This is a genomic window from Saccharopolyspora rectivirgula DSM 43747 (assembly GCF_000497205.1).
GTDB lineage: Bacteria > Actinomycetota > Actinomycetes > Mycobacteriales > Pseudonocardiaceae > Saccharopolyspora > Saccharopolyspora rectivirgula.
Genome location: NZ_AYJW01000048.1, coordinates 1 through 20,942, shown reverse-complemented (window position 1 = coordinate 20,942; position 20,942 = coordinate 1). Strand labels below are relative to the sequence as shown.

At 68.0% G+C, this 20,942-nt stretch carries 17 protein-coding genes and 1 pseudogene; 11 read left to right on the top strand and 7 right to left on the bottom strand.

Annotated features, from left to right (window positions below; genetic code table 11):
- Nucleotides 1-347: 347 nt before the first annotated feature.
- Nucleotides 348-524 (top strand): hypothetical protein, encoded by a 177-nt coding sequence (locus SREC43747_RS21345; RefSeq protein ID WP_160172996.1) that lies wholly within the window; start codon nt 348-350, stop codon nt 522-524.
- Between the two features lie 340 nt (nt 525-864).
- Here the strand turns inward: SREC43747_RS21345 and SREC43747_RS0113590 are convergent, their stop codons facing one another.
- The 3 genes from SREC43747_RS0113590 to SREC43747_RS0113580 form a co-directional block, all read right to left on the bottom strand.
- On the bottom strand, nt 865-1,980 hold the full coding sequence (locus tag SREC43747_RS0113590) for an acyltransferase family protein (RefSeq protein ID WP_037332000.1): 1,116 nt from the start codon (nt 1,978-1,980) through the stop codon (nt 865-867).
- Between the two features lie 203 nt (nt 1,981-2,183).
- Nucleotides 2,184-2,882: a response regulator gene (locus SREC43747_RS0113585; RefSeq protein ID WP_029721821.1), complete on the bottom strand. Its 699-nt coding sequence runs from the start codon at nt 2,880-2,882 to the stop codon at nt 2,184-2,186.
- Nucleotides 2,879-4,459 (bottom strand): sensor histidine kinase, encoded by a 1,581-nt coding sequence (locus tag SREC43747_RS0113580; protein WP_029721820.1) that lies wholly within the window; start codon nt 4,457-4,459, stop codon nt 2,879-2,881. The genes SREC43747_RS0113585 and SREC43747_RS0113580 overlap by 4 nt, the downstream gene beginning before the upstream one ends.
- 267 nt (nt 4,460-4,726) lie before the next feature.
- Here SREC43747_RS0113580 and SREC43747_RS0113575 point away from each other — a divergent pair, with 267 nt between their 5' ends.
- From SREC43747_RS0113575 to SREC43747_RS0113560, 4 genes are all read left to right on the top strand, one after another.
- Nucleotides 4,727-5,695 (top strand): Bug family tripartite tricarboxylate transporter substrate binding protein, encoded by a 969-nt coding sequence (locus tag SREC43747_RS0113575; RefSeq protein ID WP_438646494.1) that lies wholly within the window; start codon nt 4,727-4,729, stop codon nt 5,693-5,695.
- Nucleotides 5,692-6,228: a tripartite tricarboxylate transporter TctB family protein gene (locus SREC43747_RS0113570; protein WP_029721818.1), complete on the top strand. Its 537-nt coding sequence runs from the start codon at nt 5,692-5,694 to the stop codon at nt 6,226-6,228. The genes SREC43747_RS0113575 and SREC43747_RS0113570 overlap by 4 nt, the downstream gene beginning before the upstream one ends.
- A gap of 1 nt (nt 6,229) precedes the next feature.
- Nucleotides 6,230-7,747, top strand: coding sequence for a tripartite tricarboxylate transporter permease (locus SREC43747_RS0113565; RefSeq protein WP_029721817.1), 1,518 nt, complete (start codon nt 6,230-6,232; stop codon nt 7,745-7,747).
- Nucleotides 7,748-7,871: 124 nt separating this feature from the next.
- A complete protein-coding gene (locus SREC43747_RS0113560; protein WP_029721816.1) occupies nt 7,872-8,621 on the top strand; it encodes a MerR family transcriptional regulator in 750 nt (249 codons plus the stop codon).
- Nucleotides 8,622-8,638: 17 nt separating this feature from the next.
- Here SREC43747_RS0113560 and SREC43747_RS0113555 read toward each other — a convergent pair whose 3' ends face one another.
- Entirely contained in the window at nt 8,639-10,954 is a 2,316-nt protein-coding gene (locus tag SREC43747_RS0113555) for a Tex family protein (RefSeq protein ID WP_029721815.1), read from the bottom strand.
- Between the two features lie 408 nt (nt 10,955-11,362).
- Here SREC43747_RS0113555 and SREC43747_RS0113550 point away from each other — a divergent pair, with 408 nt between their 5' ends.
- A complete protein-coding gene (locus SREC43747_RS0113550) occupies nt 11,363-12,517 on the top strand; it encodes a GH25 family lysozyme (protein WP_236623187.1) in 1,155 nt (384 codons plus the stop codon).
- 346 nt (nt 12,518-12,863) lie between these two features.
- Nucleotides 12,864-13,913, top strand: coding sequence for an MBL fold metallo-hydrolase (locus SREC43747_RS0113545; protein ID WP_029721813.1), 1,050 nt, complete (start codon nt 12,864-12,866; stop codon nt 13,911-13,913).
- 3 nt (nt 13,914-13,916) lie between these two features.
- On the opposite strand, the gene kstR is transcribed toward SREC43747_RS0113545, so the two are convergent.
- Nucleotides 13,917-14,525, bottom strand: coding sequence for a cholesterol catabolism transcriptional regulator KstR (gene kstR, locus SREC43747_RS0113540; protein WP_029721812.1), 609 nt, complete (start codon nt 14,523-14,525; stop codon nt 13,917-13,919).
- 153 nt (nt 14,526-14,678) lie between these two features.
- Between kstR and SREC43747_RS0113535 the strand changes: the two genes are divergently transcribed.
- From SREC43747_RS0113535 to SREC43747_RS0113525, 3 genes are read left to right on the top strand one after another with little or no spacing between them, the layout of a single operon-like run.
- Nucleotides 14,679-15,938, top strand: coding sequence for a glycosyltransferase family 4 protein (locus SREC43747_RS0113535; RefSeq protein WP_029721811.1), 1,260 nt, complete (start codon nt 14,679-14,681; stop codon nt 15,936-15,938).
- Nucleotides 15,939-15,940: 2 nt separating this feature from the next.
- A complete protein-coding gene (locus SREC43747_RS0113530) occupies nt 15,941-16,663 on the top strand; it encodes a class I SAM-dependent methyltransferase (RefSeq protein WP_236623189.1) in 723 nt (240 codons plus the stop codon).
- Nucleotides 16,650-17,723, top strand: a complete 1,074-nt coding sequence (locus SREC43747_RS0113525; RefSeq protein ID WP_029721809.1) for a prenyltransferase — start codon at nt 16,650-16,652, stop codon at nt 17,721-17,723. Before SREC43747_RS0113530 ends, SREC43747_RS0113525 begins: the two co-directional genes overlap by 14 nt.
- Nucleotides 17,724-17,775: 52 nt before the next feature.
- Here SREC43747_RS0113525 and SREC43747_RS0113520 read toward each other — a convergent pair whose 3' ends face one another.
- The gene (locus SREC43747_RS0113520) at nt 17,776-18,459 is read right to left on the bottom strand and encodes a class I SAM-dependent methyltransferase (RefSeq protein ID WP_029721808.1); all 684 of its coding nucleotides are present in this window, start codon (nt 18,457-18,459) and stop codon (nt 17,776-17,778) included.
- Between the two features lie 201 nt (nt 18,460-18,660).
- The gene (locus SREC43747_RS0113515) at nt 18,661-20,154 is read right to left on the bottom strand and encodes a potassium/proton antiporter (RefSeq protein WP_236623188.1); all 1,494 of its coding nucleotides are present in this window, start codon (nt 20,152-20,154) and stop codon (nt 18,661-18,663) included.
- Nucleotides 20,155-20,551: 397 nt separating this feature from the next.
- Between SREC43747_RS0113515 and SREC43747_RS0113510 the strand changes: the two are divergent.
- Nucleotides 20,552-20,815: pseudogene (locus SREC43747_RS0113510) on the top strand (Hsp70 family protein); the annotation flags it as partial.
- Between the last annotated feature and the right edge of the window lie 127 nt (nt 20,816-20,942).

Genomic DNA, 20,942 nt, shown 5'->3' with positions numbered 1-20,942 from the left:
TGCGCACCGCGGGGTGTTGGCCTTCGCGCGGGACGCGGCGAACGGAACCCGTGCGGCTGGTGGACGGCAACCGGCTCACTCCGGGGCGCAGCTCCTCCTCACCGCCCGACCGCGGCCTGCTGGTTGAACAGGCCTGCGCATCTGGCAGGTGGTCATCGACCGGCCCGGGCGGACCAGGCGCCGCGGCGGCGTCCGCTCGGCCAAGCGGGGCACCGCCGGGGCGGGTGGCGATGGCCTGATCGCGGTTCACCACCGGCGCTTCTGCCCGTGCAACGCCTCGCCGACGTCGACCGCCACGACGAGTCCCCTGCCGCGGTCGTCCCGCGTGCGGATCGGCTCTGACCGCGGTGCGGTGGGAAGCGCTGCCGCGGCGCGACGAGGCGCTGGTCGGTGCCGGGGCCCTGGTCCGGCTCGCCATGGTCTTCGCCAGGTGCTCGGGTTCGACTTCTGCGCTGATCGGGGCGTCGGAGCGTGCGATCTCGCCACCGGACCAGGCCGCTCAACCGGGTCAGCGCGTCCGGTGAGGCGCTGGACCTGCTGCGGCCTCCGCGCTCGGTCCGCTCGCGCAATCCGCCACCTCGGCGCCTCCCGGGGGAGGTCCAGGGGAGCAGCGCCCCAGGGGGCGAGCGGGTGCGCATCGCGCGAAGCGAATTGGTTCGTCAACGGAGCAGGACGGTCCTGGAGCGCACAACCGTTCGAAGTAGGAGAGGCAGCCGGGAGGTCTGCAGCTGCCCGGTGCCGGGACCGAGGGCTCGTGCTGCCACAGGGCCGCTGCGCCGCTGGGCCGGTGCCCCGGGAGGCTTGCCGGTGCACCGGCCCAGCGGGCGGCGAGCTCGCTGGTGCGGCGGCCGGTCCGCAGGAGGACTAGGCCTGGACCGACATCGTCTGCTGCGCGCTCCGCCGTGCGGCCAACCGCTCGTAGGTTTGCATCAGGAACTTGTGCGCCGGGCGCTCGACCACGCGGGTCAACGCCCACCCGCTCAGCACGCCGGTGAGCACCATTCCAGCCGTCTGCACGGTCGGGCCGAACCCGAGGTCCTGCAGCTCCCGGCACACGATGTAGCCGATGGTCTGGTGCATCAGGAACACGCCGTAGGAGATGCCGGCGAACCACTTGATCCGGCCGGCCAGCCAGTCGGGGATCACCGCGTTCCAGTCCGGCCCCTTGGCGGTGGCGGCGATCACGACCAGGCCGATGCAGACCGCTGTGGTGGAGCCCCAGTCGGCCACCAGGCCTTCAGGGGTTTCCGCGTGGTTGTGCAGGGCCTGGGCCACCATGCAGCTCAGCAGCAGGGCACCGAAGTGGGTGTGGCTGAGACGTCGGGTGGACCACATCCAGATGGCCACGCCGGCGACGAACAGGTGCCAGCGGTGGGCTCCCAGGCCGTCAACGATCAAGCGGTAGGTCTCCGGCGGGTGGGAAACGCGGTACGGCCACTGGGCGATGGGCAGCAGCACCGCCAGCCACAGGACGATCTTGATCCGATCCCCGTGCCCGAACTTCGTTCGATACAGCACGGCGGCCGCGACGAATCCCATCAGTTGCAGGGGAATCGTCCAGTGCGAGCCGTCGATGAAGAAGTAGTCGTCCGGTTTCCAGTGCCACAGCATCAGCAGATTCGACACCAGATCCCCGAACGTGGGGTAGAACCAGCCGTCGATCGCGGCCCAACGCATCACCAAGAAGATCACTACCACGGCGCTGAAGAACGGTGGCAGCAATCTCGCGAAGCGTCCCCATAAGTAGCGCAGTGCAGAACTGCGTCCGACCGTGACGCAAGCGAAGTACGAGGAGATGACCAACAACATGCTTGCGCCGACTTGGAACGGGAAGACGTAATTCCGCGGGATCAGCTCGGGGTGCAGTTCGACGCTGAGCGCTGTCGCGTGATAGAGCATCACCAGTACCACGCAAGCCGAGCGCACCAGGTCCCAACTGATCTTGCGTTTACTCTTTCCCGAGGCGGGGATTTTGCTCATAGTACTCGTCCCGGGCACCCGACCACGTTACCAAGGGGTAGCTCGGAGGAGCTCCCAGATTCCTCGTTTCCATCAGGGAAAACGTTGTTTCGAGCGGGGACGGATCGCTGAAGTGTTGGCTAATTCACCAAAAATTTCCTGGCGCGAGCCCGAAAACTTCTGGTAGCCCCCTCGAGGGAGGGAGAGTGCCACGTTCGGTGCAGTTACGATGACCAACGGTATCGGCGCTCCGGTCGTCCTGTCCCCCCGTAGCGCAGTCGAACCTCGGCCCGCCCCGTTGCGACGAAGTGCTCGAGGTACTTGCGAGCGCTGACCCGGGAGAGCTCCGCGACGTCCGCGCACTCGCTGGCGGAGATGTCCCCGCCGCCTTCCGTGGCCCGGCGCAGGATCCGTTCGACGACCGCAGCGGTCTCCGAAGCCAACCCCTTGGGGGCGGCGGCGGACGGACGGGCGCGGACACCGAACATCTGGTCCACGTCCTGTTGAGCGGCCTCCGTGCTACCGGCCAGCGAACTGAACTTCCGGTGCAGGAAGCGGTAGTGCTCCAGCTGGTCGCGCAGCGCCTCGTAGCTGAACGGTTTGATCAAGTAGTGCAGTGCGCCGCTGCGCACCGCGCCCCGCACCGAGTCCAAATCGCGAGCGGCGCTGATCACGATGACGTCGGGACCGGCGGTCGGGGACGCCGACTCGGCTCGCAGCTGGCGCAGCACGCTGAGCCCGTCCATGTCCGGCAGGTAGATGTCCAACAGCACCAGGTCGGGTTGGTGCTGCTGAACGGCGCGCAGCGCTTCGGCGCCGGAATGGGCGGTCGCGACCACCTCGAAACCCTCGACCCGCGAGACGTACCCGCTGTGGATCCTGGCGACCATGAAGTCGTCGTCGACCACCAGAACTCTGATCATGGCTGCCCCTCGAGCTGCTTGAGCGGCAGGTGCGCGGTGAACACGGCCCCGGTGGCGTTGTGCACGTGCACCGACCCGCCACGGCGGTGGCAGAGCTGCCTCGTCAGCGCCAGCCCCAAGCCGCGCGGACCGTTGTCGGCGGCCTTGGTGGTGAAGCCGTGCCGGAAGACCTCCTCCACGATTTCCGGTGTCACCCCGGGGCCGGAGTCGCGCACCACCACGGTCACTTCGTCGGTGCACTGCAAGCCCACTTCGATCCACCGATCACCGGTGCCTCCGGTCTCCACCGCGTCCAGCGCGTTGTCGACCAGGTTGCCCAGCACGGTGACCAGGTCGGCGGACAGCTCCTCGTCCAGCGCGGGAAGGCAGCTGTCCTCCCGCAGCCGCAGACCCACTCCGCGCTCGGCCGCCAAACTGGCCTTGGCGATCAGCAGCGCGGCCGTCGCCGGATCGTGGATGCGGGAGCTCACCTCGTGCTGCCACTGCTCCCGGGTGTGGCTGATCCGGTGCACGAATCGCTGGAGTTCCTCGTGCTCGCCGAGCTCCAGCAGCCCGGAGATGGTGTGCAGCCGGTTGGTGAACTCGTGCGCCTGCGCGCGGAGCGTGTCCGTCACGTTGCGGTGGACCGCCAGCTCCTGCTGCAGGTCCATCAGCTCCGTGCGGTCCCGCATGGTTATCACCGCTCCGATCCCGGAGATCGGCATCCGGTTGATCACCACGATCTTGTCCTCGTGCAGCACGATCTGGTCCGTGCCGTCCGTCCGCCCGGTCAGCACGTCCTTGGTCCTCTCGTCGGCGACCAGGGAATCCACGGGGAGGCCCACGCAGTCGTCCGGAAGGCTGAGCAACTGCCGGGCCTGCTCGTTGACCAAGGTGACGCGGTTCTGCTGGTCCACGCCCAGCACGCCTTCGCGGATCCCGTGCAGCAGGGCTTCCCGGTGCTCGACCAGCCCGGTGATCTCGGCCGGCTCCAATCCCAGCGTCTGTCGCTTGACCCGTCGGGCGAGCAGCACCGAGCCCGCCACGCCCAGCACCGCCCCGAACGCCAGCAAGCCGAGCGGGTACTCCGGGGCCTGCCGCAGCGCCTGCAGCAAGTCCGGCGTGGCGCTGCCGACGGCCACGACGCCGATCATCCTGGCGTCTTCGGAGAACACCGGCACGTGCGCCACCAGGGTGTCCTTCCGGTCGGTGGTGACCTCCCCGACCCATGCGCGGCCGGCCAGCACCGTGCTGTCGCCCAGCGGAAGCCGATGGCCGCGCTGCTCGGGGTCCGGGGACGCCAGCACGGTGCCGTGGGCATCGGCGATGAGCACGTAGTCGGCCCCCGACAGGCTGCGGGCGCTCTCGGCGAACACGGCCAGGGCGTCCTGCTTGTAGGGATCGGTGAGGCTGATCCGCACTCCGGTGGTGGCGGCCACGTCCTCGGCGGCGGAGAGCAGTTTGCGCCCCTGCGTGTTGCGGAAGGAGGTGTTCGTCTGCGCCACGGAGAAAACGACGACCGAGGCCAGCAGCAGGAAGATGATGATCAACTGACCGCCGAGCAGCTGCCGGGAAAGCGAACCTCTGTTCCGGAACACCTCGCCTCCTCCTTCCGCTCCTCTGCGCCGTGATTCCGAAACGTTAGCTCCGGTGCCGCCCGCCTCTGCTGGCCGGGCGGCATCAGCGCAGGTGAGCGCGTCCTCGCCGGGAGACCACCGGAACTGGACCGCTCGAGTTACAGAACTTACGGAAGTGTCGATAACTGCTTAACCGAGACAATCCGGCACGGCTGTGTGCAGCATGAGCCAGCTCACCTTCCCACCACAACGGAGAGGCGGGATTTCGCTGTGCGCATACGAAGTGCACTGGCTGTCGCCGGGGCATTGCTCCTGGTGTTACTGGTGCCCCCGCTGGTCACCACCGACTCCGGAGGCAGCACGGAAACGCAGATCCGCGGGTTTCGCGTGATGGTGCCGAATTCCCCGGGCGGCGGCTACGACGTCACCGCCCGCACCGCCGCGAAGGTCATGGAGGACACCGGGCTCAACCACCACGTCGAAGTGTTCAACCTGCCCGGCGCGGGTGGCACCGTAGGACTCGGCCGGCTGGTGAGCGAGCAGGGCAACGGCAAGCTGGCGATGTCCATGGGCTTGGGGGTCGTCGGCAGCGTCTACACCAACCACTCCCCGGTGTCCTTGCAGGACACCACCCCGATCGCCAAGCTGGTCGAAGAACCCAACGTGGTCGTGGTGGCGAAGGACTCGCCGTACCGGGATCTGAAGCAGCTGATCGACGATTGGAAGGCCAAGCCGGGCCACACGCCCGTCGGTGGCGGTTCGTCCCCAGGCGGGCCCGACCACCTGGCCCCGATGCTGATGGCCGAGGCGATCGGACTGAACCCTCGGGACGTCAACTACGTGCCGTTCGACGGCGGAGGTGAGCTGCTCGCCTCCGTGCTCGGCGGGAAAGTCGCTTTCGGCGTGTCGGGCATCGGTGAGTACCGCGACCAGATCGAAGCGGGAGAACTGCGGGTCCTCGCGGTCACCAGCGCGGAGCGGATACCCGGCATCGACGCTCCCACCCTGCAAGAAGCAGGAGTGGACGTCGAATTCACCAACTGGCGCGGTGTAGTGGCTCCGCCCGGACTGGACGAAGAGGACCGCCGGAAACTCGTTTCCCTCTTCACCCAGCTCAACAGCACTCCGGAGTGGAAAGAAGCGCTGGAGCGGAACGGCTGGACCGAGGCGTTCCATCCGGGGGAGCAGTTCGGTCGCTTCCTCCAGCAGGAGAACGAAAGGGTCGCCAACGTGCTGAGGGAGTTGGGACTGGCATGAACAGGGCGGAAACTGCGCAGAAGTTCGGCAAGCAGTCCACCCGCCAGTGGTTGCGCGAGCACTCCGAGCTTGGCATCTGCGTCCTGCTGGCACTGCTCGGCGGATTGGTGCTGGTGGACACCGCCGGAATGGCCACCGATTTCACGCAACGCGGTCCGGTCGGACCGAAGACCTTCCCGTACGTGGTGGGAACGCTGCTGGTGGTCATCGCCGTGCTGCTGGCGCGCGACGTGCTGCGCGGTGGGCGAGGCGAATCCGAAACCGGTGAGGACGTGGACCTGTCCGAGCCCAGCGACTGGCGCACGATCCTGCTGCTGTCAGCGGCTTTCCTGGTCAACGCCGCCCTGGTCAACGTCGTCGGCTTCCCGCTGTCCGGAATGATCCTGTTCTGGGGTTGCGCGTACGCGCTGGGCAGCCGCAACGCTGTCCGGGATCCGTTGATCGCAGCGGTGCTCTCGGTGCTCACCTACGTCGTCTTCAACAACCTGCTCGGTGTCCCCTTGCCAGGCGGACCGCTGATGGGGGTGCTGTGACATGGACACTCTGGCACTGCTGCTCGACGGTTTCACCACCGCGCTGACCCCGGTGAACCTGATGTGGGCGGCGATCGGGGTGCTGCTGGGCACCGCCATCGGCGTGCTGCCGGGCATCGGACCGGCCATGGCGGTCGCCCTGCTGCTGCCGGTCACCTACGCCCTGGAACCGACGGGGGCGTTCATCATGTTCGCCGGCATCTACTTCGGCGGCATGTTCGGCGGGTCCACGACGTCGATCCTGCTGAACACCCCCGGGGAGAGCTTCTCCGTGGTCGCGGCCATCGAAGGCAACCCGATGGCCCGCAAGGGCAGGGGAGCCCAAGCGCTGGCCACCGCGGCGATCGGCCACTTCATCGGTGCTTTCGCGGGCATCTCGCTGCTCACCCTGCTCGCGCCGACCGTCGCCTCGCTGGCGGTCAACATCGGAGCCCCCGATTACCTGGCCTTGATGGTGTTGGCCTTCATCGCGGTGACCTCGGTGCTCGGCAAATCCCGGCTGCGCGGTTTCGCTTCCCTGATGATCGGGCTCACCATCGGACTGATCGGGCTGGACGAGATGACCGGCCAGCAGCGGCTCACCTTCGGCCTGCTGCACCTGGCCGACGGAGTCGATGTCGTCGTGGTCGCGGTGGGGCTGTTCGCGATCGGGGAATCCCTGTGGGTCGCGGCTCACCTGCGCCGCAACGGCAACCGGGCCATCCCGGTCGGACGGCCCTGGCTGGGCAAGCAGGACGTGCAGCGTTCGTGGAAGGCGTGGCTGCGCGGACCGGCGATCGGATTCCCGTTCGGCGCCATTCCGGCGGGTGGTGCGGAAATCCCGACCTTCCTGTCCTATGTGCTGGAACGCCGGTTGTCGAAGCACCGCGGTGAATTCGGCAAGGGTGCGATCGAAGGCGTGGCAGGACCGGAAGCGGCGGCCAGTGCTTCCGCAGCCGGAACCATGGTTTCCATGCTGACCCTCGGGCTGCCGACCACAGCCGTTGCCGCGGTCATGCTCGCGGCTTTCCAGCAGTACGGCATCCAGCCCGGACCGTTGTTGTTCGAGCGGGAAGCCGAACTCGTTTGGGCGCTCATCGCCAGCATGTTCATCGGTTCGGTGCTGCTGCTCGTCCTCAACCTGCCGCTGGCCCCGGTGTGGGCGAAGCTGCTGCAGATCCCGCGGCCATACCTCTACGCGGGCATCCTGTTCTTCGCCAGCGTCGGTGCCTACGCGGTCGGCGGCAGCTCCATCGACCTGCTGCTGCTCTTCATCATCGGCTTGATCGGGTTCGCGATGCGCCGCTACGGGTTGCCGGTGCTGCCCGCGATCATCGCGGTGATCCTGGGGCCGACCGCGGAGCAGCAGATGCGCCGCGCTCTGCAGATCAGCGATGGCGACATCACCGGACTGGTCAACACGCCGTTCGCAGGCTGCATCTACGCGGTGGTGGTGGTCATTCTGCTGTGGCCGGTGATCGCCCGAGTCTTGCGCGGACGACGTCCCGCAGGTGATGCCGAGGTGAAAACCGGCGATTGACCCGGTGGTCCAACCGTTTCCGGTTCGGTCGGCCACCCGCGTGGACCGAACCGGAAACGGTGCGTCCGCAGAGCTTGTTCCGGTGTGCCGATGGACCTCCTGCCAGGAAGCTAGACTTCCGCAAGTGGCGGAATACCGGATCGACGATCTAGCTCGGGCTGCAGGTACGACGGTGCGCAACGTGCGCGTCTACCAGGACAGGGGGCTGTTGCCTCCGCCACGTAGGCAGGGCCGTGCCGCCATCTACTCGGACGCGCACCTGGTCCGGCTCCGCGTGATCATCAACATGCTCGAACGCGGCTACGCGTTCGCCCAGATCAAAGAAATGATCACCGCTTGGGAGAACGGGCGCAGCCTGGGAGACGTGCTCGGCTTGGAAGAAGCCGTCGGGGCTCCGTGGGCGGAGGAGGCCGCCAGGGCGATCACCCTTTCCGAGCTGCGGGAATTGTTCGGCAAGCAGTTGACCCCGGACAACATCACCCGTTCCGTGAAGTTGGGGCTGTTGGAACGCCGCGGCCGCCGGTTCGTCGCCCCGAGCCCCAAGCTGCTGGAAGCGGGAGCGGAGCTGGTCTCGCTCGGGGTCCCGCTCGGGGAAGTCCTGGACTTGGCCGAGCAGTTGCAGCACGACGTCGACCACGTCGCCGGGCTGCTCGTCGAAGTCGTCCGCAAGCACGTGCTGGCCCGGGCGGAAGAGATGCCGGAAGAGGAGGAAATCCCCTACTACGCCAAAGTGGTGCAGCGCCTCCGCCCCCTGGTGATGTCCGCGCTGAGCGCTGCGGCGGCCCGCTCCGCGGAACGGGTCATCCCGGAGATCCTGGGCGACCGCCTGATCAAGCAGCTGGAGCAGAACCGCGGGCCCGCCCAGCAGTTCTGACGGGCCCGCGCTCCGGGTCAGGACGTGAAACCCGCCCGCCGCAAGGCGTCCGCCATCGCCCCGCTGGGGGCCGGCCGGCGGTTGCGCTGAGCGTTGTTCTTCCCGCTCTTGCGCCGCTTGCCGCTGGTGCTGTCGCCGTTGTGCGCGTTGCCACCCGGCCCCGGCTCGTCGTCCAGCCGCAACGACAGGGAGATGCGCTTGCGGGCGAGGTCGACGTCGAGCACCTTGACCTTCACGATGTCACCGGGTTTGACCACGTCCCGCGGGTTGCTGACGAATTCCTTCGACATGGCCGACACGTGCACCAGACCGTCCTGGTGCACCCCGATGTCGACGAAGGCGCCGAACGCCGCGACGTTGGTGACCACGCCTTCCAGGACCATCCCGGCCTTGAGGTCCTCCAGGGTTTCGACCCCTTCGGCGAATTCCGCGGTTTTGAACGTCGGTCGGGGGTCGCGCCCGGGCTTCTCCAGCTCGGAGAGGATGTCGCTGACCGTCGGCAGGCCGAAGTCGTCGTCCACGAAGTCCTGCGGTCGGAGGCTCCGCAGCACCTTGGTGTTGCCGATCAGCGTGCTGATGTCCGAGTTGGTCGCATCCAGGATGCGGTGCACCACGGGATACGCCTCCGGGTGCACCGCGGAGGAGTCGAGCGGGTTGTCCCCGCCCTGGATCCGCAGGAAGCCCGCGCACTGCTCGAACGCTTTCGGGCCGAGGCGGGGGACTTTCTTGAGGTCTTGCCGAGCCCGGAAAGGACCGTTGGAGTTCCGGTGGGCGACGATGTTCTCCGCCAACCCGGAGTTGATCCCGGAAACCCGGGCCAGCAGCGGGACCGAAGCGGTGTTGACGTCCACCCCGACGGCGTTGACGCAGTCCTCCACGACCGCGTCCAGGGAACGGGAGAGCTTGCTCTCCGAAACGTCGTGCTGGTACTGGCCCACCCCGATCGACTTCGGGTCGATCTTGACCAGTTCCGCCAGCGGATCTTGCAGCCGGCGGGCGATGGAGACGGCGCCGCGGAGCGACACGTCGATGTCGGGCAGTTCCCGGGAAGCGTATTCCGACGCCGAGTACACCGACGCGCCCGCCTCGGAGACCGAGATCTTGGTCAGCTTCAGCTCCGGGTGGTTGCGGATCAGCTCACCGGCGAGCCGGTCCGTCTCGCGGGAAGCGGTGCCGTTGCCGATCGCGATCAGCTCGGCTCCGTGCTTGCGGGCCAGCTCGGCCAGCACGGCGAGCGACTCGTCCCACTTCCGGTGCGGTTGGTGCGGGTAGATCGTCGCCGTGTCCACGAGCTTGCCCGTTCCGTCGACGACGGCGACCTTGACACCGGTCCGGTAGCCGGGGTCCAGACCGATGGTCGGGCGGGAACCGGCCGGTGCGGCCAGCAGCAGGTCGCGCAGGTTCTCGGCGAAGACCCGCACCGCTTCGTCCTCGGCGTTCTGCCGCAGCCGCAGCCGCAGGTCGATGCTCAGCCGGGTGATGATGCGGGTGCGCCAGGCCCATCGGACGACGCCGAGCAACCACCGGTCGGCGGGCCTGCCCCGGTCGGTGATCTCGAACCGTTCGGCGATGCGCTGTTCGTACTCGCTGGGGCCCTCGTCGTCGCCGTCGTCCGGCTCCAGGGCCAGTTCGAGGACCTCTTCCTTCTCGCCGCGGAACAGCGCGAGGACCCGGTGCGAGGGGAGTTCGGTGAACGGTTCGGAGAACTCGAAGTAGTCGGCGAACTTGGCGCCTTCCTCTTCCTTGCCCTCCCGGACCCGGGACACCAGGCGGCCTCGCGTCCACATCCGCTCCCGCAGCTCGCCGATCAGGTCGGCGTCTTCGGAGAAGCGTTCGACCAGGATCGCCCTGGCCCCTTCCAGCGCTGCGGCGACGTCGGCCACGCCCTTGTCCGGGGCGACGTAGCCGGTGGCGGTTGTTTCCGGGTCGTTGGTCGGATCGGTGAGCAGCAGGTCGGCCAGCGGTTCGAGGCCCGCTTCGATCGCCTTCTGGGCTTTGGTCCGGCGCTTGGGTTTGTAGGGGAGGTAGATGTCCTCCAGGCGCGCCTTGGAGTCGGCGGCACGTATTTGTGCTTCCAGTTCCTCGGTGAGCTTGCCCTGGGAGCGGATCGACTCCAGTACCGTGTTGCGCCGCTCCTCGAGTTCGCGCAGGTAGTGGAGTCGCTCCTCGAGCTTGCGCAGCTGTGCGTCGTCAAGGGCGCCGGTCGCTTCCTTGCGGTAACGCGCGATGAACGGCACGGTGGCGCCGCCGTCGAGCAGTTCAACCGCGGCCCGCACCTGGTGTTCGCGGACCCCGAGTTCTTCGGCGATCTTGTGGTGGACAGATGTTGGCACGGTGCTGTTCTGCTTTCTCTGCGATCTTGGCGAGCTCAGGGGTGCATTCTGCCGGAGCCGCGGCTCCTCACCGGCAGGCACTGGTCCGCTGGGCGTGTCAGAACGCTCCGTGGTCGGTTGTTCACCTGCGGTCTTCTCGCGGTCGTCGGGTCCAGGGGCTGGCGATGAGCAGCCCACAGGGGTGCCCCGGGTGGGGGACGCCAATCCCGTATGCTGTGGGCAGGTTCAGGCCAATGACCCCCTTAGTCAGATACAGGGAGTGACTAATTGGCCGGCGATTGCCCCCGAGGGGGCGAATCTAGGTAGTCGGGTACGTACAAACCGCGATGCACGCACACGCTCCGTGCTGGAGTGTGAGGACACGTGAGACCCGAAACCCCCGATCAGCCAAACACCCCCGAAGAGAACGTGAACGGTGTCTCCACCCCGAAGGAGACGCAGAACAGCGAAACGCACTCGGCGAAGTTTTCAGCCGAGCACAAGGTGCGCTCGGCTGCGAACCGGGTACGTCCAGTCGCTCAGCGCTCGCTCGACAGCGTCCTGGCGCTGCTGGAGCGGATGTGGCAGGCGCTGGTCCCGCTGATCGCCCGGGTGCGGGAGATCCCGGCCGTGCAGCGCGTCAGCGAGCGGGTCGGCCCGCAGCTGGCCGCGCTCAAGGAGAAGCTCGACCTGCCGCAGACCCAATCCGGTCAGCAGGTCCCGGTGCGGGTGCGGTCCATGCAGGCCGGGGCCGCGCTGGCCGCGGTCGGTGTGGTCAGCCTGGTGGTCGGCACCATGAGCACCGGCTCCCAGCAGCAGGCCAGCAACGTCGAGGAAGCCGCCCAGGCGGCGCCGATGCAGGCCCCGCAGGGCGGTGGCGAGCAGGCAGCCCCTGCGCCGGCCCCGAAGAACTCGGCGCCGGCTGAGCAGAAGCGCCCGGCCCCGATCGGCCCGCCGGTCGAAGGCATCGACGTGTCCAACCACAACGGCTCCATCAACTGGGACGCGGTCGCCGCGGACGGGAAGAAGTTCACCTTCGTCCTGGCCACCGACGGTGACAACTTCACCAGCCCCAGCTACTCGAAGCAGTACCACGGGGCCAAGGAAGCCGGTCTGATGGCCGGGGCGTACCACTTCGCCCGCCCGGACGACTCCTCGGGTCGTGAGCAGGCCGAGCGGTTCCTGGCCGTTGCCGACTACCAGAAGGACGGCAAGACCCTGCCCCCGGTCCTGGACCTCGAGGTCGACCCCAGCACCGGTGGTTGCTACGGGATGACCGTCTCGGAGATGCAGGAGTGGACCCGCGAGTTCAACGAGACGGTGCAGGAGAAGACCGGCAAGGACGCCATCATCTACGCCAACCCGTCGTTCTGGCGGCAGTGCATGGGCGGCACGTCCGAGTTCAGCGACCAGCCGCTGTGGATGGCTTCCTACGGCGTGAACAGCCCCTCGGTGCTGAGCGGCTTCGACGACTGGGACTTCTGGCAGTACACGGACAAGGGCAGTGTTTCCGGCATCAGCGGTTACACCGACCTGAACAAGTACCAGTACGGCATCGAGCGGCTCAAGCAGCTGGCCAGCTGACGGTCGGCTGAGCCCCAACCGGACTCGAGCGGGCGGGTCGTCTTCGGACGGCCCGCCCGCTCTTCTCGTCTTCGATCCCGGGGCTGTCCTCGCGCTGGGCGGCAGTCCAGGGCCGGCGCGCTGCTCCGAGGGGCTGCGGAGGACAGTATCGGACCCCGGGCCTGCCCCTCCGGCGGGCCCGAGCGGGCAGGAGACCCGCTGCGCCCCGCCGAACTCGGCGCTTGATCGCTTCCAACAGCCAATACGGCGCTCACGGCGCAGCCCTCGGCGGTGTCCGGCGGACGTGGCGATGTGCCGCGGCGCGGCCTGCTTACCCTTTCGGTACCCCGTTGGTGATGGAGGTCCCGTGACTGGGCAGACTGCGCGGAATCGGCACGCGTGGGCAGAGCCGGGAGCGTTCGAAGTCGCACCCGGGGTGCACCGCATTCCGCTGCCGCTTCCGCGGGACGACCTCCGCGCGGTGAACGCCTACGCCATCGAAGACGCCGGCGACCTGGTGTTGATCGATTCCGGATGGGCGCACGAGAAGACGCAGCAGCAGCTCGAATCCGCGCTCCGCGACATCGGACACCGGTTGTCGGACGTCAAGCGGGTCTACGTCACCCACCACCACTACGACCACTACACGCTCGCTGTGCGCCTGCGGCGCGCCTTCGGCACCGAAATCGTGCTGGGCAGCGCCGAGCGCCCGTCGCTGGAGGCGATCCTCGCCCGCCAGGAGTTCCAGCAAGTCGGCCAGCTCCAGAAGTGGGGAGCGGACGAACTGCTGCTGGAACTGGCCAACCAGTTCGGTTCGGGCGATTCGCTGCGCGCGGCCACCCGGCAATCCTCCTACGAGCTGCCGGACCGGTGGATAACGGGACGGACCGAAATCGACCTCGCGGAGCGCGCTCTGCTGGCGGTGCCCACGCCCGGGCACACCCGCGGACATCTGGTGTTCGCCGATCCAGCCGCCCGACTGCTCTTCTCCGGCGACCACGTGCTCCCGCACATCACGCCTTCGATCGGCTTGGAACCCGCGCGCAGCGACCTGCCGCTGGGCGAATTCCTGGAATCGCTGCGGTTGATGCAGTCCTACCCGGACATGCGGCTGTTGCCGGCGCACGGGCCCGTCACCGCGAGCCTGCACGATCGCGTCGCGCAGCTGCTCGACCACCACGCCCAGCGATTGCTGGAGATCAAGCGGGCCGCTGAACCCGGCGGTACCGCTTACGAGGTGGCGCAGCGATTGCGCTGGACGCGCCGGCGGAGCCCGTTGTCCGAGCTGGAGCTGCTCAACCGGTTCTTCGCGGTCGCCGAAACCGCAGCGCACCTCGACGTGCTGGTGCGGCGGGGAGAACTAGAAACCTCCACAGTGGATGGAGTCGTCCGCTACACCGCGGTTTGCTCGGTGTGAGCTTCACTTCAGCAGCAGGCGGACCGTCAGTTCCAGGCGGTTGGCCACATCGGACGCCGAAGCCCGGCGGGTCACCCAGGCGACGAGGTTGGAGAGCCAGACGTCACCGATCACCTGGGCTATCGCTTTCTCCTCCGCGGTGGGTTCACCATCGGTCATGGCCCGGGTGAAGAACCGCTCCACCAGCTTCGCCACCGCGTCCACCTCGTTGGCCGCCGAGGTGTCGGCGAACATGAAGGCGCGGGTCATCGCCTCCGTGAGCTGCGGGTTGTGCTGGAGCGAGCGGGTGGTGCGCCGCAACACGTGCATGACCCGCTCGTAGGGGGTGTCGCCGGGGATCCTGGTGCGCTCGGCCTTCTCCAGGGCCTGCTCGAACTCCCGCGCAAGCCCGGTGACCAGCAGGTGCACCTTGGAGGGGAAGTAGCGGTAGAGAGTTCCCAGGGCGACATCCGCCTTCTCCGCCACCGCCCGCATCTGGACGGCGTCGTAGCCGCCCTTGCTGGCCAACGCGATGGTCGCGTCGATGATGCGCTGCCGCCTCTCGTGCTGCGCGGAGGAACCGGTATCGCCGTACTGCAGCCGTTGCAGGACGTTGCTCGGGGTGCGTTCCATGCGATCGGTCCCCTCGGGGGCGCTGCGAGCGTGTTCGTTGCCACGCAGCTCACTGGTTCAGGCTACCGGCAGGTTAAGGTGATCGACGTAGCTCTGCCGGAACATGTTTCAGTCTAGCCGGACCCCTGGCCCACGAGCTGTGTGAGGTGGAACGTGCGAATTGCGCTCCTGTCGTACCGGAGTAAGCCGCACTGCGGCGGGCAAGGGGTCTACGTCCGTCACCTCAGTCGAGGGCTGGCCGAATTGGGCCACCACGTAGAGGTGTTCTCCGGGCAGCCCTATCCGGAGCTCGATTCCGGAGTGGATCTGACACCGGTCCCCAGCCTGAACCTCTACGACGACGCCGACCCGTTCCGCACGCCTCACTGGAGCGAACTGCGGGATTACATCGACCTGCTGGAAGTCTGCACCATGTGGACCGCCGGCTTCCCGGAACCGCTGACGTTCAGCTTGCGCGCCGCCCGACTGCTGCGGGCCCGCTCGCACGAATTCGACGTGGTCCACGACAACCAGTGCCTGGGCTACGGCTTGCTGGCGCTGCAGAAGGCGGGCATACCGCTGGTGGCGACCATCCACCACCCGATCACCCACGACCGTCGAGTGGAGCTGCAGGCGGCGAGAACTGGTTTCAAGCGCTTCGGGGTGCGCCGCTGGTACGGGTTCGTCCGGATGCAGGCCCGAGTGGCTCGGCGAATCCCCGACCTGCTGACCGTTTCGGAGACCTCGGCCGCGGACATCTGCCGCGATTTCGGCGTCCGCCCGGAGCAGTTGACGACCGTTCCGCTCGGAGTGGACACCGAAGTGTTCAAGCCGCCGACCGCGCCGCGCGTGCCGGGCCGGATCGTGGCCATGGCCAGTGCCGACTCGCCGATGAAGGGAATCGGGACGCTGCTGGAGGCCGTGGCCAAGTTGCGCACCGAGCGAGAGGTCGAACTGGTGCTGGTGGCCAAGCCGACCCCGGGTGGGCCGACCGAGCGGCTGATCGACGAACTGGCGATCGGAGATGTCGTCCGCACCACCAGCGGCCTGACCGACGCGGAGCTGGCCGAGCTCATGGGATCGGCTGAAGTCGCCTGCGTGCCGTCGCTGTACGAAGGCTTCTCGCTGCCGACCGTGGAATTCATGGCTTGCGGGACACCGCTGGTGGTCAGTCGGGCCGGAGCGATCCCGGAGGTCGCCGGTCCGGACGGGGAGTGCGCTGACCTGGTCCCGCCCGGTGACAAGGAAGCGCTGGCCAAGGCATTGGCGGAACTGCTCGACTCGCCGGAACGGCGGCAGCGCTTGGGGGACAACGGCCGGCGTCGGGTGCTGGCCAAGTTCAGCTGGAGATCAGTAGCAGCGGCGACCGTTGACTGCTACGCCGAAGCTATTGCGCGCAACTCGCGCGCTGGGAAGGGAGTAGCTCGTTGCTGACGGTGGACTTCGACAAGCTCGGTCTGCAGCCGGGCCAGAGGGTGTTGGACCTGGGCTGCGGAGCGGGGCGGCACGCCTTCGAGATGTATCGCCGGGGCGCTGACGTGGTGGCCTTCGACCAGGACGTGGAGGAACTGGAGAACGTGGCGGCGATGTTCGCCGCGATGAAGGCCGAAGGCCAGGTGCCCGAGGGTGCGAACGCCCAGACGGTGCCCGGGGACGCCCTTGCCCTGCCATTCCCCGACGAGCACTTCGACGTCGTCATCGCCTCGGAGATCATGGAGCACATCTCCGAGGACGAGAAGGCGATGCGGGAGATGGTCCGGGTCGTCAAGCCGGGCGGTCGCGTGGTGGTGACGGTCCCGCGGTGGCTGCCGGAACGCATCTGCTGGGCCTTCTCCGACGAGTACCACGAGGTGGAGGGCGGCCATGTTCGGATCTACACCGCTGTCGAACTGATCAGCAAGCTGCGCAAAGCAGGGCTGCGCCCGGCGTTCCACCACTACGCGCACGCACTGCACTCCCCGTACTGGTGGTTGAAGTGCGCGGTCGGAACGAACAACGACGACCACCCGCTGCCCCGGCTGTACCACCGGTTCCTGGTGTGGGACCTGATGAAGCGGCCCTGGATCACCCGCACCGCCGAGCGGCTGCTCGACCCGCTGATCGGCAAGAGCCTCGTGGTCTACCTGGGCAAGCCGGGAGCGCCGCGTGCCACGTCCTGACGTTCCCGCGGTACCCGGGGTGATCTCCGCTCGGGAAGTGGTCCAGACCGCCGGCTCGATCGCCGACGCGCAAGAGGACTCAGGCGCCATACCCTGGTACCCCGGTGGGCACACCGACCCGTGGGACCACGTCGAGGCCGCGATGGCCATGGCTGCTGCGGGAATGCTGGTCGAAGCCGAGCGCGCCTACACCTGGTTGCTGGAGACGCAGCGGTCGGACGGCTCCTGGCCGCTGCAGGTGCGCGAGGGGAAGATCGAGGACCCGAACTCCGACACCAACTTCTGCGCCTATCCCGCGGTGGGGGTGTGGCACCACCTGGTGCTCACCGGCGACGAGCAGTTCGCCGCGCGGATGTGGCCGATGGTGCGGAGCGCGATCGACTTCGTCCTCACCGCGCAGCGGGACCGGGGCGAGATCGACTGGGCGGTGGACCTGGCCGGCAACCGCACCGAGGAAGCCCTGCTGTCCGGCTGCGCCAGCATCTACCACAGCCTGCGCTGCGCGCTCGCGCTGGCCAGGCACGTGCAGCAGCCCCGGCCGGACTGGGAAGTCGCCTTGGGCAAGCTCGGTCACGCCATCCGCTGGCACCCGGAGGCGTTCCTGGAGAAGAGCCGGTACTCGATGGACTGGTACTACCCGGTGCTGGGCGGAGTGCTGCGCGGAGCCGCTGGCCACGAGCGGATTTCCTCCCGCTGGTCCGATTTCGTGGTCGACGGGCTCGGGGCGCGGTGCGTGGACGACCACCCGTGGGTGACGGGGGCGGAGACCTGCGAACTGGTCCTGAGCCTGGACGCGTTGGGGCTGCACCAGCAGGCCGTGGAGCTGTTCGCGTCCATGCAGCACTTGCGCGACCCGGACGGGTCCTACTGGACCGGGTTCGTGTTCGCCGACGGGAAGCGCTGGCCGGAGGAACGCACCAGCTGGACCAGCGGGGTCGTGGTGCTGGCTGCTGACGCGCTGTCGCGCACCACGCCCGCCAACGGCATCTTCCGCGGGGAGAAGCTGCCGACGGGAGTGCCGGTGGAAGCCCCGGACTGCTGTCAACTGGAAAGCGTGTAGCGGGCGCGGTTCCCGGTCGACGAGCGAGCCGGAACCGCGCCGTTGCGCGCTGCTACGGCAGCGATCCGAGCGCACCACCGGTGCGCTCCAGCACCCGCAGCGACCCGGTGACCTGGGTTTCCCGGAACTGCCCGGTGTCCAGGGCGCGCCGGTAGATCCGGTAAGGAGCCTGCCCGCCGTCTTCCGGGGTCGGGAAGACGTCGTGGATCACCAGCGCACCCCCGATGGCCACCCACGGGGCCCAGCCCTCGTAGTCCGCGCGAGCGGAGGCGTCGGTGTGGCTGCCGTCGATGAACAGCAGCTGGATCGGTTGCTTCCAGAAGGTGGCCACGGTCGCTGAGCTGCCGACCACCGCGGTCACTTCTTCTTCCAGCCCCGCTTTGGCGATCGTCCGGCGGAACCTGCCGAGCGTGTCGACCTTGCCGACTTCCGGGTCCACCAGGGTGGGGTCGTGGTACTCCCACCCGGGCTGGTGCTCCTCGGAGCCCCGGTGGTGGTCGATGGTGACGACGTGGCCACCAGTGCGCCGGGCTGCGGCTCCGAGGTAGATGGCCGATTTGCCGCAGTACGTGCCGATTTCCACGGCGACACCGGTGCCGAGGTAGCGCAGGGCCGCCCGGTGCAGCGCTTCTCCCTCGTCAGCGGGCATGAAGCCGGTCGCTTGCTCAGCAGCTGCTGCCAGATCTGCCGGGATCGGTGGGTAGTGCGTCTGGTCGGTGGCCGATCCCTGCGTCACTGCGCCCTCCTTCGCTCCGGTGAGTCGTCGGAGTCAGCTTACCCGCCGCTCCTCCCACCGGTGGAACTCGTTCTACCAGGAGCCGGGCGATCGGTCACCGGTGCTGGAGCTGGGTGGTGCGTCCAGTCGAGGCGGTCCGGAGCTGTTCGCCATTCGTCCCCAGTGGACGTGGGGCTCGGGACTCCGCAGGCGGTGCGGAGGTCATTCGGGAGCGCCGTACTCGCCGAACCAGTGAGCGAGCTTCCCGCGCCGGCTGACCGCGCGCAGGCGCCGCTCCGTCGCTTCCCGAGCTTGGACGGTGGTGACGATCAGCAGTTCGTCCTCCACCTCGAGGCGACTGTCCGGTTGCGGCACGAACGCCTTGCCCTTCCTGATCACCAGCGGTATCACCGACGGCTCCGGCAGTCGCAGTTCGACGATGGTCACCAGGTGCAGGCGCGATCCCGGCGGGATCTTCATGGTCAGCAGCACGGCGGCGATGACGTTCAGCGGTACCGAGTCCACCTGGATCTCCCGGGTGGCTTCCCGGGGGATCAGTCCGAGGAGCCTGGCGAGCGGGGGCAGGCTGGGGCCCTGGATGAGGGTGAGGAGGAACACCAGCACGAAAACGATGTTCAGCACCCGGTGGCTGTCCTGGACTCCGGCCACGATGGGAAAAGCGGTCAGCACGATCGGAACGGCACCGCGCAGCCCAGCCCAGGAGATGAACACCTGGTGCCGCCACGGCACCCGGTACGCGGTCAGGAAGGGCACCACCGACAGCGGCCGGGCGATCAGCAGGAGCACGAGCCCGACCACCAGGGCCGGTAGGACTTCGCCGCCGAGTTCGCTGGGCGTGACCAGCAGGCCGAGCAGGATGAACAGGCCGATCTGGGCGAGCCAGGCGAGCCCTTCGGCGAAGGAGCGGGTGGTGGCCCGGTGGGGTATTTGGCCGACGTTGGCCAGCACCATTCCGGAGAGGTAGGCGGCGAGGATCCCACTGGCACCGGCGGCCCCGGCGGCCGCGAACGCGATGATGCCCAGTCCGAAGGTCGCCAGGGGGTACAGCCCCGAGGCGGGGAAGGCCAGCCGGGGCAGCGCGACGGCGCCGCCCCAGCCCACCACGAGTCCGATCACGCCGCCGACGACCAGCTGGTAGACCAGGTTCAGGGCGATGCCGAGCGGTTCGATCGACATCGGGGTGGCGCTGAACAGGGTCACCAGGATGACGGTGGGCGCGTCGTTGAACCCGGATTCGGCTTCCAACAGCCCGGAAACGCGTTTGGGCAGGGGGATCCTGCGGAGCACGGAGAAGACCGCAGCGGCATCGGTCGACGAGACGATCGCGCCGAGCAGCAGGGCGAGCTGCCAGTCCAGGCCCAGCAGGAGGTGAGCGCCGGCCGCGGTCGCCACGACGCTGATGCCGACGCCCAAGGTCGCCAGCAGGCCGGCTGGTCCCAGCACGCGTTTGACGTCCGACCACTGAGTGGTCAGCCCGCCTTCGACGAGGATCACCGCCAGCGCACTGCTGCCCAGGTTCTGGGCCAGTTGAGCGTCGTCGAAGCGCACTCCGAGCCCGTTCTCGCCGAGCAGCAGGCCGAGTCCGAGGAAGAGCAGCAGGCTGGGCAGCCCGGCCCGGGAGGCGATGAGAGCAGCGATCACGGAGCACAGCAGGACGAGACCACCGGCGAGCAGCGCGACGTAGAGCTGCTGCAGGGTCATGTCGTTCTCGTCCGTTCGTCGGGCTGAAGCCCCAGGGTCGAAAGCGGCCGGGGGCGGTGGTGATCGGTGCCGTGCTCGCCGAGCTACGGGGATGGTCGTCGACGAGAAGGGCGCACGCCAATGGTGCCGGATCCTCCGGTGCGGATCGTCTGTTGAGGACGAATGGGCGCGCCGGTTGGGAAAACGCAAAGTAGCGATCAAGGCCGGGACGCGGTAACCCAGTAGAGGAAAAGATTTTTCCTTGCCACGCTTGGTGATTCCCGTGTTGTTGGTGCGCTTGCTCGTTGGACGTGGCTCCACTGGTTTCCCATACTGAAGCCACCGGCCCGTGAGAACGGACGGGCGACATCGGCCACCGAGCCGCTCGAAGCGGTGTGGAGAGGAGTGCGTGATGGGGCGCGCCGTGGGAATCGATCTGGGGACCACCAACTCCGTGGTCGCCGTCCTGGAAGGTGGCGACGCCACTGTCATCCCCAACGCCGAGGGCTCTCGGACCACACCGTCGGTGGTCGCCTTCTCCAAGAACGGTGAACTCCTGGTCGGCCAGCCCGCTAAGAACCAGGCGGTCACCAACGTCGACCGCACCATCCGGTCGGTCAAGCGCCACATGGGCACCGACTGGAAGAAGAAGATCGACGACAAGGAGTACACGCCGTCCATCGTGGCCTTCGCGAAGAACGGCGAAGTCCTCACCGGTCAGCCCGCTAAGAACCAGGCGGTCACCAGCACAGCGCGGGAGTGCGCACCGGCGCATCCCACAGCTCGGTGAGCTCGTCGTCCAG